The organism is Synechococcus sp. N26 (genome assembly GCF_900473975.1).
In the GTDB taxonomy this organism is placed as follows: domain Bacteria; phylum Cyanobacteriota; class Cyanobacteriia; order PCC-6307; family Cyanobiaceae; genus Parasynechococcus.
This window is the reverse complement of sequence record NZ_UCNM01000005.1, coordinates 1-15,503: the sequence shown is the minus strand read 5'-3', so window position 1 is coordinate 15,503 and position 15,503 is coordinate 1. Positions and strand designations below refer to the sequence as shown.

Annotated in this window: 15 protein-coding genes and 1 pseudogene; 10 read left to right on the top strand and 6 right to left on the bottom strand. The window is 62.0% G+C overall.

The genetic code is table 11. From position 1 onward, the window contains the following. Positions 1-37 precede the first annotated feature (37 nt). The 4 genes from DXY33_RS03105 to DXY33_RS03090 are packed head-to-tail and all read left to right on the top strand — an operon-like array spanning position 38 to position 3,288. On the top strand, positions 38-958 hold the full coding sequence (locus DXY33_RS03105) for a 6-carboxytetrahydropterin synthase (protein ID WP_115131718.1): 921 nt from the start codon (positions 38-40) through the stop codon (positions 956-958). An 11-nt stretch (positions 959-969) separates the two neighbouring features. Then, positions 970-1,662, top strand: a complete 693-nt coding sequence (locus tag DXY33_RS03100; protein ID WP_115131717.1) for a dihydrofolate reductase family protein — start codon at positions 970-972, stop codon at positions 1,660-1,662. Between the two features lie 33 nt (positions 1,663-1,695). Next, a complete protein-coding gene (locus DXY33_RS03095; RefSeq protein ID WP_115131716.1) occupies positions 1,696-2,871 on the top strand; it encodes a GNAT family N-acetyltransferase in 1,176 nt (391 codons plus the stop codon). Positions 2,872-2,880: 9 nt separating this feature from the next. Continuing rightward, on the top strand, positions 2,881-3,288 hold the full coding sequence (locus tag DXY33_RS03090; protein WP_170950922.1) for a DUF4346 domain-containing protein: 408 nt from the start codon (positions 2,881-2,883) through the stop codon (positions 3,286-3,288). Between the two features lie 3 nt (positions 3,289-3,291). Here the strand turns inward: DXY33_RS03090 and DXY33_RS12915 are convergent. Further along, a pseudogene (locus DXY33_RS12915) lies at positions 3,292-3,692 on the bottom strand (DUF4070 domain-containing protein). Positions 3,693-3,836: 144 nt separating this feature from the next. Between DXY33_RS12915 and DXY33_RS03080 the strand changes: the two are divergent. Then, complete coding sequence (locus DXY33_RS03080; protein WP_011365270.1) at positions 3,837-3,929, top strand: hypothetical protein; 93 nt, start codon at positions 3,837-3,839, stop codon at positions 3,927-3,929. Here the strand turns inward: DXY33_RS03080 and DXY33_RS03075 are convergent. Beyond that, positions 3,922-5,142: an MFS transporter gene (locus DXY33_RS03075; protein WP_115131715.1), complete on the bottom strand. Its 1,221-nt coding sequence runs from the start codon at positions 5,140-5,142 to the stop codon at positions 3,922-3,924. The genes DXY33_RS03080 and DXY33_RS03075 overlap by 8 nt on opposite strands. Next, positions 5,139-6,515 (bottom strand): 30S ribosomal protein S12 methylthiotransferase RimO, encoded by a 1,377-nt coding sequence (gene rimO, locus DXY33_RS03070; RefSeq protein WP_115131714.1) that lies wholly within the window; start codon positions 6,513-6,515, stop codon positions 5,139-5,141. The genes DXY33_RS03075 and rimO overlap by 4 nt, the downstream gene beginning before the upstream one ends. An 85-nt stretch (positions 6,516-6,600) precedes the next feature. Here rimO and DXY33_RS03065 point away from each other — a divergent pair, with 85 nt between their 5' ends. Next, on the top strand, positions 6,601-7,530 hold the full coding sequence (locus DXY33_RS03065; RefSeq protein ID WP_115131713.1) for a vitamin K epoxide reductase family protein: 930 nt from the start codon (positions 6,601-6,603) through the stop codon (positions 7,528-7,530). A gap of 13 nt (positions 7,531-7,543) precedes the next feature. Here DXY33_RS03065 and nadB read toward each other — a convergent pair whose 3' ends face one another. The 3 genes from nadB to DXY33_RS03050 form a co-directional block, all read right to left on the bottom strand. Continuing rightward, entirely contained in the window at positions 7,544-9,202 is a 1,659-nt protein-coding gene (nadB, locus tag DXY33_RS03060; RefSeq protein ID WP_115131712.1) for an L-aspartate oxidase, read from the bottom strand. Positions 9,203-9,272: 70 nt separating this feature from the next. Next, positions 9,273-9,680 carry a photosystem II complex extrinsic protein PsbU gene (gene psbU, locus DXY33_RS03055; RefSeq protein ID WP_115131711.1) on the bottom strand — a complete coding sequence of 136 codons (408 nt, stop codon included), beginning with the start codon at positions 9,678-9,680 and terminating at the stop codon, positions 9,273-9,275. A 112-nt stretch (positions 9,681-9,792) separates the two neighbouring features. Beyond that, positions 9,793-10,503 carry a DUF3120 domain-containing protein gene (locus DXY33_RS03050; protein ID WP_115131710.1) on the bottom strand — a complete coding sequence of 237 codons (711 nt, stop codon included), beginning with the start codon at positions 10,501-10,503 and terminating at the stop codon, positions 9,793-9,795. A 110-nt stretch (positions 10,504-10,613) separates the two neighbouring features. On the opposite strand from DXY33_RS03050, the gene DXY33_RS03045 reads away from it, so the two are divergent. From DXY33_RS03045 to DXY33_RS03030, 4 genes are read left to right on the top strand one after another with little or no spacing between them, the layout of a single operon-like run. After that, positions 10,614-11,477, top strand: a complete 864-nt coding sequence (locus DXY33_RS03045) for an undecaprenyl-diphosphate phosphatase (RefSeq protein ID WP_115131709.1) — start codon at positions 10,614-10,616, stop codon at positions 11,475-11,477. Between the two features lie 19 nt (positions 11,478-11,496). Continuing rightward, entirely contained in the window at positions 11,497-12,894 is a 1,398-nt protein-coding gene (locus tag DXY33_RS03040) for a TIGR03279 family radical SAM protein (RefSeq protein ID WP_115131708.1), read from the top strand. A gap of 24 nt (positions 12,895-12,918) precedes the next feature. After that, positions 12,919-14,625 carry a TolC family protein gene (locus tag DXY33_RS03035; RefSeq protein WP_115131735.1) on the top strand — a complete coding sequence of 569 codons (1,707 nt, stop codon included), beginning with the start codon at positions 12,919-12,921 and terminating at the stop codon, positions 14,623-14,625. Next, positions 14,619-15,422: an inositol monophosphatase family protein gene (locus DXY33_RS03030; protein ID WP_115131707.1), complete on the top strand. Its 804-nt coding sequence runs from the start codon at positions 14,619-14,621 to the stop codon at positions 15,420-15,422. Before DXY33_RS03035 ends, DXY33_RS03030 begins: the two co-directional genes overlap by 7 nt. Positions 15,423-15,503 lie beyond the last annotated feature (81 nt).

Here is a 15,503-nt window from a genome sequence, read left to right as displayed (position 1 = left end):
ATTAGCTCATTAGGATGCCTCGCGGCCGGAACGTCACATGACTGAAACGAAGTCACCAGCACGGCACGGCCAGGGTCGTGGTTGTGTCATCACCCGGAGGGCCTGTTTCAGTGCCAGCCATCGCTATTGGCTGCCGGAACTGTCTGCCGATGACAATGCCGCCCGTTTCGGGCCCTGCGCTTTGGCTCCTGGCCACGGCCACAACTACGAGCTGATTGTCTCCATGGCTGGCGGTCTGGACGCCGACGGCATGGTGCTCAACCTCTCGGAGGTGAAGCACGCCATCCGCAACGAGGTGACGGGCCAACTCGATTTCCGCTTCCTCAATGAGGCCTGGCCGGAATTTGACGTTGCCACCGCTGAAGGTTGCCTCCCCACCACCGAGGCCCTGGTGCGGGTGATCTGGCAGCGCCTCAGTCCTCATCTGCCGATCACGGCGCTGCGCCTCTACGAACAACCGGGCCTTTGGGCCGACTATCTCGGACATCCCATGGACGCCTTCCTCACCATTCGCACCCACTTCGCCGCCGCTCACCGACTGGCCCGCCCGGAGCTCAGTCAGAAGGAGAACGAAGCGATCTACGGCAAGTGCGCCCGTCCCCACGGCCATGGCCACAACTACCTGGTGGACGTGACCGTGCGTGGTGAGATTGATCCCCGCACCGGGATGGTCTGCGACCTCTCCGCGCTGCAGCGCCTCGTGGATGATCTGGTGGTCGAGCCCTTCGACCACACCTTCCTCAACAAGGACGTCCCTTTCTTTGAGGAGTGCGTGCCCACGGCCGAGAACATCGCCCTGCACATCGCTGATCGTCTCTCCAGCCCGATCAAGGCCATCGGCGCCAGCCTGCACAAGGTGCGATTGCAGGAGAGCCCGAACAATGCGGCCGAGGTTTACGCCGAAGCACCGCAACTGGAGATGTCCCCAGCTGCCCTTGATGCCGTGGCTGCCGTCTGATCGACGGCTTGATGCCCCAAAGCCCCACTCCCACACGCCCAACCCTTTCTCGCCCCTGCGTGCGGCTGGTGCTGGCCATCAGTCTCGATGGACGCCTTGCTCCGCATGAAGGCGGTGCGGCCCAGCTGGGTGGTGAAGGAGATCGGCGCGCCCTGGAGCAGGCGCTCGCCTGGGGGGATGCCTGCTTGATCGGTGCTGGAACCCTGCGGGCCCATCAGTGCACCTGCTTGATCCGCAGCCCTCAGCTGCTTGAGCAACGCCGAAGCGAGGGGCGCGCCGAGCAGCCGGCCGCTGTGGTGGTGAGCCGATCCCCAGACTTCTCAAGCACCTGGCGGTTTTTTGATCAGCCGCTTCAACGTTGGCTGCTGGCTCCTGAACCTGTGGATCAAGGTTTTGATCGTTGGTTCCCTTTGGCCCCAACCTGGCCGGACCGGCTCAAGGCGCTCGGAGCAGCTGGGATTCAGCGTCTGGTGCTTCTGGGTGGCGCCCAGCTCAGTGCCGATCTGTTGCAAGCCGATTGCGTCGATGCGCTCCAGCTCACCTTGGTGCCCCAGCTCCTGGGCGGCCGCTTCAGTTGGTTGCCTTGCACCGATGTGCCGTTGCCAGCTGTCTTGGCGCAACCAGGTGCTTGGCAGTCCGATGGTGCTGAGGATCTTGGGGACGGTGAGTGGCTTGTTCGCTACCGACGGATCCGATCTGGTTAAGGTCGTCCCACCTCGGCCAAAGGCACCGTCGCAATGACGTCACTCACGGCCCGCTGGCATCGCTCCATCAACGAAATCCCAGAGCAGCAGTGGAACAGCCTGGTTGGAGACGCCGCGATCCCCTTCTACCGCTGGAGTTGGCTGGAGGCCTTGGAAAGCTCCGGAAGCATCATTCCCGAGCAGGGCTGGCAGCCCCTGCATCTGGCCCTCTGGCGTGATGACATTCCGATTGCGGTGGCTCCACTGTTCCTCAAGGGCCACAGCTATGGCGAGTTTGTGTTCGACCAAACCTTTGCCCGTCTGGCGGCGGATCTGGGGCTGCGCTACTACCCCAAGCTCCTGGGCATGAGTCCGGTGAGCCCAGTGCTGGGCTACCGCTTCCATGTGCGATCTGGAGAAGATGAAGCTCCGCTCACCCGGGAGTTGCTGCGGGCGATCGATCGCTTCTGCGAACAGAACGGGATCCTCAGCTGCAATTTCCTCTACGTGGATCCGCAGTGGCGGCCCCAGGCGGAGGCCGCCGGCTGTGCCGCCTGGCTGAACCAGCAGAGCCTGTGGAGCCGCGGCGACGACCGGACGTTTGAGGATTACCTCAAGGGCTTCAATGCCAACCAGCGCCGCAACATCAAGCGGGAACGCAAGGCCGTGGCCAAAGCCGGGATCACCGTGACACCCCTCAGCGGCGATCAGCTGGATCTGCCGCTGTTGCAATCCATGCATCGTTTCTACGAGCAGCACTGTGCTCGCTGGGGACCGTGGGGCAGCAAATACCTGGAAGAGGGCTTTTTTGAAGCGTTGGCACGGCTGCACCGCGATCAGCTGGTGCTTTTTTCTGCCCACCGAGGTGACCCGCGCGATCCGGTGGCAATGTCGATGTGCGTGCAGGACGGTCGACAGCTCTGGGGCCGCTACTGGGGCAGCCACGAGGAGATCGATTGTCTTCACTTCGAAGTCTGTTACTACGCTCCGATCGAATGGGCCTTGGCCAACGGCATCGTCAGCTTTGACCCTGGAGCCGGTGGCAGCCATAAACGCCGGCGAGGCTTTGTGGCCCGTCCCCACGCCAGCCTGCACCGCTGGTATCAGCCCCAGATGGATCAGTTGATCCGTGCCTGGTTGCCCAAGGTGAATGGCTTGATGCTGGAGGAGATCGAGGCGATCAATGCGGAGCTGCCCTTCAAAGCAGAACCTCCGGCCTTGGCTTTGTAGGTTGAAGTCATGACCACAACTCCGGAAGCACCGGCATCCATCGCTGCGGCGATGGATGCTCTTGATCAGCGCCTGTCCCAGCGGTTCATCGCTCTGGATCCCAGTGGCTATTTCTTGATCAAACTGGATCGTGATGCGGCCGAATTGGTGCTTGAGCACTACGGCAACACCATCGATGACAAGGGGTTGGCCCGAGATTCCGAGACCGGTGAGGTGTTGCGCTGCGACGGGGGCAATGCTCCTCGGCGCCCTTCAGCGGTTTACCGCGGCAGTACGGCCAAACAGCTGGGCATCCAGCTCACGGAAGGGGAAGCACCACACCCGGTCAGTCGCCTCGACCATGCCCTTTATTTGGGACGGGAGTTGCAGAAGGCTGAGCAGTGCCTGCGTGACGGCACGGTCTATGTGCAGGACTGAGGATCAGGCTGGCTGCAGTTCTTTGGCTGCTGTGGGTTCTTCTGGGGGCAGTGATTCCAGTTGCTCGCGGATTTCCTTCTGAACGATCGAGCGGTACTCGAGGAAGTGCTCGTTGTGGGCCAGCACCGATAGGAACTGTTCAAGCAGGGCAGGATTGTTGCGTGCCATGCCGAGCAGGTAACGCCAGAAACGGGTGCGGGTGTTGCGCTTGATGCCCTGCCGCCACACCATGATGCTCAGCGCCTTGAGGTCCACCAGCTTCATCTCCCATTCCTGAGGGAGAAGTGCTGCCACGATGACTAACCCCAGGGGGGGAGCAGGACTTTGCGATTCACCAACTCGAGAATCTTTTCGTAACTCCAGAAGGTCTTCGGGAACTCGGGATAAACGAAAAGCGTGCGCATGGCGTTGGGCGTTGGTGAAAAGACGTCCGAACGGCCCGGCTGGAGATACCTATCAGTCGGTATCAGCTGTTCACAAACCCCAAGCGCAATGGCCGGAACCCAGGCCGGTATCTGATCTAATGGTTGTCATCTCCGTACTTGCACATGGGCGTCGGCATCTATCTCGGCCTGGTTGGTTCCGGTCTGGTGACGGCTTTTGTGCTCACCAAGCTGCTGAAGGGAATCAAGCTCATCTGAGCGGTTCCAACGTCTTCGCTCCTCGCTTTCGCATCCAGAGCACAGCCACAGCAGCGCTGAGGCCACCGGTGACGGCGAAAGCCGTGGAGAGGTTGGTGAACATCACCATCAGGGCAACGATCAATCCGCTGAGCCCGCCACCGCCGAGAAAGGCGATCTGGCTGAGCCCAGCCATCCGGCCTCGCATCACCTGTGGTGAGCCGATCTGACTGATTAGGTTGCAGCTGCTCAGCAGCCCGGCTGTGCCGGCTCCGATCAGAAAGGCCATGGCCAGACTGAACACAGGCCCTGGAGTACGGGCCATTCCCAGCTGGGCCACTGCGGTAATCAAGCCAAACCCCCCGAGAGTGAGGAAAGGGCGCCGGCAGAAACGTTGGCTGTTGCGTTGCAGCACCAGCCCGCCCACGATGCTCCCGCCCGCCAGCACGCTGGTGAACAGCCCCAGATCCGTGGGTTTGGGTCCCAGTTGATCGAAGGCGATCAACGGGGCCAGTCCCGGGTGATAAAACCCGATCAGACACAGCACAGCGGTGAAGCTGAGCACCCCTTGAAGGGTGCCACCGCAGTGGTGCCAGGCTTTGAGCAGGCTGGCGTCTTGCCCGCTGCTGCGCACTTCCTGATCCCGATTCGGGTTGAGCAAGAACATCACACTGGCGATTGGCAGCAGGTAGCTGGCCGCATCAATCCCCAGGGCCCAGGCCGGGCCAGTGGCCGCCAGCAATAACCCGCCGATCGGGGGGCCGACCAGCTTGCCCACGTTGAAGACCACCGAAAAGCTGGTGAGGTAGCCCGCCAGTTGTTCCGGCTGCTCCACCAGGATCGAGCAGTACTTGTTGCGGGCCGTTAACTCATAGGCGCCGGCGATGCCCACCAAAAGGGTGCTGCAGAGCAGCAGCAGCACCTGGGCTGTGCCCTCCAACAGGGGAATCGCCAGGGCCCCCAGTCCAGAGGCAGTCAGCAGTGCCCATTGCGCCTGCACCAGCACCCGTTCACAGCCCACCCGGTCGGTGCGCACCCCCGCTGGACCACTCACCAGCAAGCTTGGAAGTGAAAGAGCGGCAAAGTTCAACGCCAGCACGAAGGGGTCCACGCCCCCTTTCATCAGAATCCAGCCCTTGGCGGTGATGCCGGCGAAGGACCCAGCCGTGCTCACGCCGGAGGCGATCAGAAAAAGCTGGCGTTGCTGCTCGGCCCGCAGTTTGAGAAGGGTCAACCCTGGCGTTTCGCTGCGGCCACCATGGCGCGGGCACCAACAATCCTCCCGCTGAGGTCGTAGATGTCAGCCCCGGTGATCTCCACCGGCACCAGGCTGCCCGGCGCGGCCTGTTGACCATCGGCGCCGGGTTGCACCCGCACTTCACCATCCACTTCGGGCGCAAAGCGGGCGCAGCGCCCGATCATCTCGCCGGTTTGCGGGTTGTGCTGTTCGATCAGCACGTCAACAGTGCGCCCCACCCAGCGGCTGTTGCCTTCCTCCGAAATGGGTTGTTGCAGAGCCATCAGGGCATCCTTGCGGGCTTGGGCCACCTCGGGATCGACGCGATCGGGCAGGTCCGCTGCTGCTGTGCCGTCCTCCGGAGAGAAGGTGAACACACCAACATGATCGAAGCGTTGGCGCTCGAGGAAGCCCATCAGGTGCTGGAAGTGCTCCTCTGTTTCGCCGGGGAACCCCACGATCAACGTGGTGCGCAGCACCGCATCGGGGAGTTGGTCGCGGATCTGATCCAGCAGGCGGTCGTTCACATCCGCCTGCCAGGGGCGGTTCATCGCCCGCAGCACCTCCGGATGGCTGTGCTGCAACGGCAGATCCAGATAAGGCACCACATTGGGCACCTCCCGGTAGGCCGCCAGCACGTCTGGGGTCAGCCCGGTGGGATAGGCGTAGTGGACCCGGATCCAGGGGATCTCCACGTCGCCAAGGGCTCGCAGCAGTTCCGCCAGCTTGGGTTTGCCGTAGAGGTCAAGGCCGTAGTTGGTGGTGATCTGGCTGATCAGGATCAGCTCCTGCACCCCCTGTTCCGCCAGTTGGTGGGCTTCAGCCACGATTGATTCGATCGGCCGACTGCGCTGATCCCCTCGCAGCTTGGGAATGATGCAGAAGGCGCAGCGGTAGTCGCAGCCCTCGGCCACCTTGAGGAAGGCCACCGCCTGGTCGGTGGTGCGTTGGCGTGGCAGGTGTTCGTCACCCACAAAGGTGGGAACGGCGCTCACCTGGTTCACCCGCTCCCCCGCTTCCACCCGCTGCAACACATCCACGATGTGCTGGTAGTCGCCGGTTCCCACGATGGCTTTGGCCTCGGGGATCGACTCCAGCAACTCCTCCTGGAAATGTTGGGCCAGGCATCCCGCGATGATCAATTCCTTGCCCTGTTCCGCCAGTCCCACCAGGGTGCGCACCGATTCTTCGCGGGCGTCCTGGATGAAGCTGCAGGTGTTCACCACCACAACGGCGGCATCCCGTTCATCGGTGCTGACGCCGTAGCCCGCTTCCGCCAGCAGCCCCACCATGTGTTCGGTGTCCACCCGATTCTTCTCGCAGCCCAGGTGGGCGAAGGCGACCGTCGGTTTCGTCGGGGTGCTGGTCATCACGTCGCCGGCAGGCCAAAGATCAGCCTACGAAGCGGCCTGATCACGCCGGAACTGACAGAATCCGATCACTTGAAGTTCAAGGATGGGCACCACCCGTCTCGTCAGCCGTCGCCGTCAGGATTCCGGCGCTAAGTGGGCCCGCATCGCCATGGCGGTGCTGGCCACCGCTGGGCTGATCGACACCGGTTCGATCACCCTGAAGCGTTGGGGTCTGCTCGGCAATCTCACCTGTCCGATGGGGGCCGACGGTTGCGACAAGGTGCTGAACAGCGCCTGGGGCACGGTGTTCGCCGGGATTCCGCTCTCGTTGGTGGGGGTGCTGGCCTATGGCACTGTGCTGCTGATGGCGCTGCTGCCCCTGTTGCCAGGGCTGCAAGAGAACAAGGGTGACTTGTCCCGTCGCACCTGGTGGGGGCTGTTCACCGTGTCCCTCGGTATGGCCGTCTTCAGCGGTGTGCTGTTGGGGGTGATGCTGCTCAAGATCCAGGCCTTCTGCTTCTTCTGCGTTCTTTCGGCTGCGCTCTCTCTCACCCTGTTTGTGCTGTCCATCGTTGGTGGTGGTTGGGACGACTTCGGTCAGCTGCTGTTCCGCGGCGTGCTTCTGGCCCTGGCGGTGCTACTGGGGGGCTTGATCTGGGCGTCGGTGGTGGATCCAAACCGGCCCGACGCTGTGGCCAGCGGATCCGGCGTTGCACCCGTCGTCACCACTGAGAGCACGTCCGCTTCGATCGCCTTGGCTGAGCACCTCACCAGCAGCGGCGCCGTGATGTATTCCGCTTACTGGTGCCCCCACTGCCACGAACAGAAGGAGCTGTTCGGCAAGCAGGCCTCGGACCAGCTGAACGTGGTGGAGTGTGCGCCAGACGGTGAGAACAACCAGGCCGATCTCTGCCGCAGCAAGGGATTGGAGGGTTTCCCCAGCTGGGAGATCAACGGCAGCATCGATTCCGGAGTGAAAGGGCTCGACACCCTTGCGGAACTCAGTGGCTACAAGGGCGACACCGACTTCTGAATCAGCACTGCCTTCAGTCCCGGACGGCACGGGTGACGATGCCCCGTTGCCGTTGTTGCCGGGAATGCTGCCTCCATTGCGGTAGCGGCGCAGGAGCATCGCTGCGGTAGTGGCCTCCCCGGCTTTCTCCGCGAAACAGGCAGGCCTCCAGCATCAGGCGGCTGGTCAGCAACCTGTGGTGGAGATCCAGCAACAGGTTCAGATCGCGCCGGCTGTTTTCAGCCAACAGCCTGGGGGCACGAGGGTCTTGCCGTATCAGGGCCTGGAGCAGTGCCTGCTGCTCCAGATGTTGTTCGTCGGCTTTCACTTTGCCGATGGCCTGGCGCAGTCCAGCGGCGGATCGTTCCACCCCCGCCCGTCGCCAGCAGAGCTGCCGCAGCTTCTCGATGGCGTCGATCAACTGCGAACTGCTGCAGCCGTCGAGGTCCAACGCAAGCGGCTGCGTTTTGTCGCTGGCGAGGGCTGCTGGGACGGGGCCGAGCTCGATCTCTTTGAGGCGATGGGCGAACACCAGGCACTCCATCAGGGAGTTGCTGGCCAGTCGGTTGGCGCCGTGCAGGCCTGTGCAGGCCACTTCTCCCACGGCATAGAGCCCCGGCAGTGTGGTGGCGGCCTGCAGGTCTGTGGCCACCCCTCCCATCCAGTAGTGGGCGGCTGGGGCCACGGGGATGGGCCTTTCCAATGGATTCAGTCCGAGTTCGTCGCAGCGGTCGAGGATCGTTGGGAAGCGTCGTTCCGCTTGCTCCCGCGGGATGGCGGCGAAGTCGAGCCACATCTGCTTCACCTGCTGCCGCTGCATGGCCTGCATCAAGGCTCGGCTCACTTGGTCCCGCGGTGAGAGGTCGCGTTGGGGCAGGTGGGCCACAGGGCTGCCCCCCAGGGCATCCACCAGCACGCCGCCCTCTCCGCGAACGGCTTCTGAGATCAGAAAGCAGGGGGCGTCATCCAGGCGGATGGCCGTTGGATGGAACTGAACGAATTCCAGATCTTCCACGGCTGCGCCCGCCTGCCAGGCGAGGGCGATGCCTTCGCCACAGGCCTGGGCTGGGTTGGTGGTGTTGGCGTACAGATGACCCCCACCGCCGCTGGCCAACACCACGGCGCGGGCTTCGATCCCGTGAAGATGGGCCCCATCCAGCACCTGCACACCGCAACAGCGCCCATCGCGCACCAGCAGTTGCGTCACGCGCACGCCGCGGCGATGCAGCAATCCTGGCCGTTGCTCAACACGATCCCGCAGCACATCCACCAGGGCTCGCCCTGTGCGGTCCTGCACATGCAGCACCCGCCTGTGGCTGTGGGCTGCTTCCAGGGTGGTGGCCAGACCGTCCTGATCCCGGTCGAAGGCCATGCCCAGCTGCTCCAGGCGCTCCACGCAATGGGGTGCTTCCTGCACCAACAGCCGCACCGCATCGCCATCGCAAAGGCCGGCTCCAGCCAGAACGGTGTCCTCCGCATGGCTGTCGGCGCTGTCCTCGTTGCGGGTCACCGCGGCGATGCCCCCCTGGGCCCAGCGGCTGGAAGAACGACGTCCCGTGTTGCGGTTGAGCAGCAACACCTTGAACTCCGGCGGCAGATCAAGGCAGGTCATCAAGCCAGCAGCCCCGGCACCGATCACCACCACGTCCCAGGGACCTGAGGGGATGGGATCAGAGCTGCGGGGCTGGGCCATCACGGGGACAAAAAAACCGCCGGTGGTCCGGCGGTTCAAGCAGTCACAACCAGTGTGACGGGGTCAGGAATCAGCGGTATTGGCCGTCGTTGATGCGGTCGTCGCCCTCGTTCAGAGCAATTGAGGGAGGGGTGACGGTGAAGTTGTCGCGGTACTTCGCGAACAGCTCTTGCTGACGCTCGGTCAGATCAAGAGAGAGCACGTCGTCAACGCTGTCGTAAGGGCCACCCAGCACGATCTTGCCGGCCATGGTCGGGTACATCCCGGGAAACTGCTGGAAACGGCGCACGGAGGAATTGTTCAAATCCACCTTGCCGTCCCGTGCGGCAATTTTGTCGTCCGCAATGTTGCGGATCTCGTTGCCGGAATACTTGCTGCGAAGGTCGTCGTCGGCGTAGACGCTGCTCGGAAGCACGAGACCTGCAATCAGGCTCGCCATCACCAGTGCGCCGGTCAGCCAGCTCAGAAGCCGCTTCATCTCAACTCTCGATCAGGGGTCGGAACGGGTCGACCGGCAGTGCCGGCTCCGGAAGACTACAAGTCGTTGCGCCGTTCAAGCCTTTGAATCGGGGCAGCTTTTGCAGTTCGTTTCACTCGATCAGGCCACTGAGCCCGGGCTGCAGCAAGGCTGAGAGCAAGAACAAGCCATCCACCCAAAGGGTGGTGATCAAGACGGCAGCGGCCATGGATCCCGCTTCACCGGTGAAACCGCCGCTGTTCCTGCTCAGGCGACGTCCAGCTAACAGAACGAGAACTGCTGAGACCACCAGAGTGACCAGGGGCAGGGGCTGAAGCAGATGTGTCCCCGCTTGATGCAGCAGTAGCGGCGCTTGATCGAGGGAGGCTGTCACCACTGCGGGCCAGAACTGCATCACGCCGGTGGCCGCCATGGCCAGGTCGGTGCAAGCTGTGCCCACAAGGGATGACAAATAAAACGTTGCCGCTATGCGCCAGCGCCCCTGCAGGCCGCCCAAGGCCATGGGCACGGCGAAGGCTTCCACCGGCAGGTGCAGAACGGGATGGGCCCGCAGCCAACCCCAGAAAATGCAACCTGCCAGCCAGCTACCGCTGAAACCCACCAGCAGGGAACCCAGGTCGGATGTTGTCTGGGAGCGGCTCTGGTGCATCACCAGTCCAGCTGCAACCAGAACTCCGGTGAACAAGGTGGCTGAAAACGGATCCAGCCTTACCCAGGGGGCTTGCAGGAACACCGGCAGCACCACCATGGCTGCGGCGATGCGGGCCACGGGAAAGGACCACGACCGAGCGGGGGCTGATGTTTGCCAGGTGCCGCCGATCAAATGCCCTTTGTGAAGAAAGTCACGGAACCTTAGAAGACATCATCCAGTGACGCGGCTGACATGCCCGCTTCGTCTTCCGGGGATACCGTCAGAGCGACACTCACACGTTGATGGCGGACCCCTCTGCATCCCTCAGCCTGCTGGAGGCCTGCTGGCGTGATCTGGTGTTGGGGGTGGTTCAAGGACTCACTGAGTTTCTGCCGATCAGCAGCACCGCCCACCTGAAGGTGGTGCCTGAGCTCCTGGGTTGGGGCGACCCGGGTGTCTCCGTGACCGCCGCCATTCAGCTGGGCAGCATCGTTGCCGTTATCGCCTATTTCCGCGCCGATCTAAGCCAGGTGCTGCGGGGCATCAGCCGCGCCTTCCGCAATGGCCAGTGGCGTGAACCAGAGGCGCGTCTCGGGTTCGCCATGGTGGTGGGCACCCTGCCGGTCTTGCTGATCGGATTAGGGATCAAATTCGTCTGGGCCCAGGGCTATGAACAGTCACCCCTGCGCAGTGTTCCTTCGATTGCCATCGTCTCGATTGTGATGGCGTTGCTGCTGGCCTTGGCTGAACGGGTCGGCGCACGGTGTAAGCAGCTTCCAGGGGTTTCAGGCCGCGATGGCCTGCTGGTGGGGCTGGCTCAGGCCCTTGCATTGATCCCTGGGGTCTCGCGTTCCGGCAGCACCCTCACGGCGGCCCTGTTTGACGGTTGGCAGCGTGCTGATGCAGCCCGGTTTTCCTTTCTTTTGGGCATTCCCGCCATCACCATCGCGGGTCTGGTGGAGCTCAAGGATGCTTTGGCCGCCAGCCGTGGCAACGGTCCCCTGCCGTTGCTGGTGGGCATTGGTTCAGCTGCAGTGGTGTCGTGGCTGGCGATTGATTGGTTGCTGAAATTCCTGCAGCGCAACAGCACCTGGGTGTTCGTCGCTTACCGGCTGCTGTTCGGGCTGCTGTTGCTGGTCTGGTGGGGCGTTCACGGCGCACACTGAGTTCAGATGAAGCCGGCTTGTGTGGAATGAGCCATCCGCCGGGGTTGCCGTTGCAGCTCTGGATCCAAGTAGCAGTGGTCGTCAACCGCAGCCCGCGGTGGTGGCCTCCGTCGAGTCTGGCTCGATCGGGGAGGAGCTGGGTTTTGAGCCCGGTGATCAGTTGCTCAGCATCAATGGCATTCGCCCGCGCGATCTGATCGATTACCGCTACCTCTGCGTGGAGGAGGAGCTTTGCCTTGAGGTGCGTGATGCCAAGGGTGCGCTGCATCGGGTGGAGTTGGAGAAGGATGCCGATGACGGCCTTGGGCTGGCTTTCACCGAGGCTCTGTTCGATGGTTTGCGCCAGTGCAACAACAACTGTCCGTTCTGTTTTATCGATCAGCAGCCCCCGGGGCGGCGCGACAGCCTCTATCTCAAAGACGACGATTACCGCCTAAGTTTTCTCTATGGCTCCTATCTGACGCTCACCAACCTGGCCGAGGGCGACTGGCAGCGAATTGAAGAGCAGCGTTTATCGCCGTTGTTTGTGTCGGTGCATGCCACGGATCCCGAGCTGCGTTCACGCTTGCTGGTGAATTCGCGTGCTGCCCAGGTGATGGACCAGCTCGCCTGGTTTGATCAGCGCGATCTGCAAATCCATGCCCAGGTTGTGGTTTGTCCAGGACTGAATGACGGTCCTGCCTTGGCGAGAACGCTGAACGACCTCGCCTCCTTCGCGGCTGGCCCCTGGCCGGCGGTGTTGTCTGCGGCGGTTGTGCCGGTGGGGCTCACCCGTTTCAGGCCGGCTGACGATGGTCTGGTCCCTGTGGATCCGGACTGCGCCCGCAGGGTGATTGCTCAGGTGGAACCCATGCAGCAGCACTTTCAGGAGGTTTTGGGCACCCGTTTCGCCTGGCTCTCCGATGAGTGGTACCTGGTGGCGGGGTTGCCCTTGCCGCCCCGGGACAACTACGAGGATCTCCCGCAGCAGGAAAACGGCGTGGGCAGCATCCGTGCCTTCCTTGAAGCATTGGATGCCGCAACTGAGGATTTGCCCAGCGCGGTTCCTCAGCCCCGTCGTTGCAGCTGGGTGGTCGGTCAGATCGTGGCGCAGGCGTTGCAGCCTGTGGCTGAACGGCTGAATGCTGTTGATGGCGTCGAGTTTCACCTGATCGGATTGCCGAGTCCTTACTGGGGGCAGGAGCAAGTGGTGACCGGATTGCTGACGGGACAGGATCTGCTCACTGGCCTGCAGGGCCGAGAGCTGGGCGATGAGCTGCTGCTGCCATCCGTGATGTTGCGGCAAGGGGAGCCCGTTTTCCTGGATGACATGACCCTGGAATCCTTGGCCGCGCAGTTGCCTGTCCCCATTCAGATCGTGCATGGGGCGGCTGACGTCGTGGACTCAGTTTTGGGTGCCATAGGAAAAAGTCCCTAAGCTCCGTGGAACTCCTTGATTGCTGTGCGCCTGATCACCGCGGGTATTTGTCTCGTAGCGGGCGTTGTCTCTTCCGGTGTTCCCCCTGCGCTCAGCGAAGACGCTGTTCAAGTTGATTCGGCCTTGATTGATCAGGCCACGCTGCCGGACGCGATTGACTCGAAGGGTGCCCGTCCCAAGGCAGATCCTTCTGTGATCTCTCCCGCGGTTGATGCGCTGCCGCCTCCGCTTCTTCCTTTGGCGGCTCCCCCCAGCCTGGCTCTCCCTGATGCACCATCTCAGGTGCGTATCCATGAGCTGCGTCCCCTCACCCTCGAAGAGTCGCTTCAACTGGCAGAGGTCAATAGCCCTCAGCTCAAAGCAGCGGCCAGTCGGGTGGATCAGGCCAAATCTGGACTCCGTGCAGCCATCGCCGCCTGGTACCCCACCGTTGACCTTTCGGCCAGCGGACTCCCTGAGTATTTCAAGTCGTATTCCTACCGAAACCCAGATTTCGTCACCAACAACGAGACCTACGGTCGTCAGTGGCGGGTCAATGGCAGCTTGCAGGTGAGTTGGGATCTGATCAATCCCGCCCGTGTTCCTCAAATCGCTGCCGCTCGCGATCGCTTTGAGCGAGCCGGCGACTCGTATTTGATTGCTCTTCGTGATCTTCGACTAGAGGCGCAAACTGCCTACTTCGCGCTGCAGCAAGCCGATGAGGGTGTGCGCATCGGCCAGGACTCTGTCAAAGCGTCATTGGTGAGTTACCGCGATGCCCGGGCGCGCTTCAATGCAGGTGTGAATACGAAGCTGGATGTCCTAGAAGCGGAGACTCAGCTGGCGCGGGACCGCAATATCCTGACTACTAACCGGCGTGATCAGGAGACTCAGCGCCGCAACCTGGCCAGAGTGCTAGGCCTTCCTCAGGACGTCACTCCGACTGCCGCGACCCCCGCGCGACCCTTGGGCCTCTGGGAGCCCACACTCCAGGAAAGCATTGTTGCTGCGTACAACTACAGCGAAGAGCTTGATCAACTGATCCTTGATATCTCAATCAACAACAGTCAAGCCAATGCGTCCCTGGCGGCAGTGCAGCCTGTCGTGCGTTTTGTGAATTCCACCTCGGCGTCGCGCACGGAAGGGCAAAACGGCCAGACATCTCGTAGTGATATCGATATGGGGGATTTCACTTATGGCGTGCAGAACAGCACGGCGTTAACTGCGAGTTGGCGCTTGTTTGACGGTGGGCGTGCTCGTGCTGAATACAGGCGCTCCAAGCAGGCCGCGGAAGAAAGCCGCCTCAATTTTGCGAGAACTCGTGATCAGATCCGCCTTCAGGTGGAGAGAAACTTTTTGGGTTTGCGAGCCGCCATTCAGAACATTGACACCACAGCCACTGAGGTTCTGTCATCACAAGAATCCCTTCGGCTGTCTCAGCTGAGGGTCCAAGCGGGTGTTGGGGTCCAGAGAGAGGTGGTCAATAGTCAGCGTGATCTCACCCAGGCAGAGTTGAAATATGCCCGTGCCATTAATGATTACAACACCAATTTGGTGACGCTTCAGCGCCGCACAGGTCTGGATGCCTTGATCGCCTGTAACGCGGTCTCCTTGACGGGAACCAAACCAGAACCGGAGCAAGAACCGATTCCGATCGAGCCCACGCCACTGAAGACCGCTTGCCCATCGGTGGCCACCGCAAGTTCGTCGGTCAATCAAACTGAGACCAGTCCTGTTCAGCCCTTGTGGTGACATCCGTGCTCAGTGAAGGTCAACTGGGCGCTGTTCATCTGTTGCTGGATCGCATCCGTGCTCGTCAGCTTCAGGACTTTGGTCAGATCGGCTCCGACGTGAAGCCCGATGGTTCTTTAATTACTGACTGCGATCGCTGGAGTGATGCCGCTCTGGTGGAGGGGTTAGCCAGCATCTCCCCCGGTGAAGGCGTTCTCAGCGAGGAAGGATCGAAAACAGTTCCAAACACGCGGGCCTACTGGGTGGTGGATCCCTTGGACGGGACCACCAACTTTGCGGCGGGCATTCCTTATTGGGCGATTTCCGTGGCCCGTTTCGTCGATGGCCGTCCCAGTGAGGTTTTCCTGGATGTGCCAGCGCTGAATCAACGCTTTGTCGCACTGCGTGGTCGGGGTGCCACTCGAAACAATCATCCGCTCACCTCGGAGACCCGAGCCCTTGCCACCAGTGCTTGTGTCTCTCTTTGCAGCCGCTCGATTCGGGTGTTGCAGCGCAAACCGGATCAGCGTTTTCCTGGGAAGATTCGTTTGCTTGGTGTCGCCAGCCTCAATTTGGTGAGCGTTGCGATGGGGCAGACCATCGCTTCCCTAGAAGCCACGCCCAAGATCTGGGATCTGGCGGCGGCTTGGTTGGTGCTGGATGAGTTGGGTTGTCCGATTCGTTGGTTGGATGCGGATCCAGCGCAGCTCTCTCCAGGAGAGGACGTTGCTGACCTTGGCTTCCCTGTGCTGGCGGCCGGTTCATGGGCTCATTTGGCGCGTTTTCTCCCCTGGGGAGAGGCCCTAGTGCAGCCATGAAGGGTCGCTATTGCGACAGTGGAGGTTGTGGTGTTATGGTTTTGTCTTGCGCGGGAGCCGAGAGGCGAGCGCGCAAGCCGA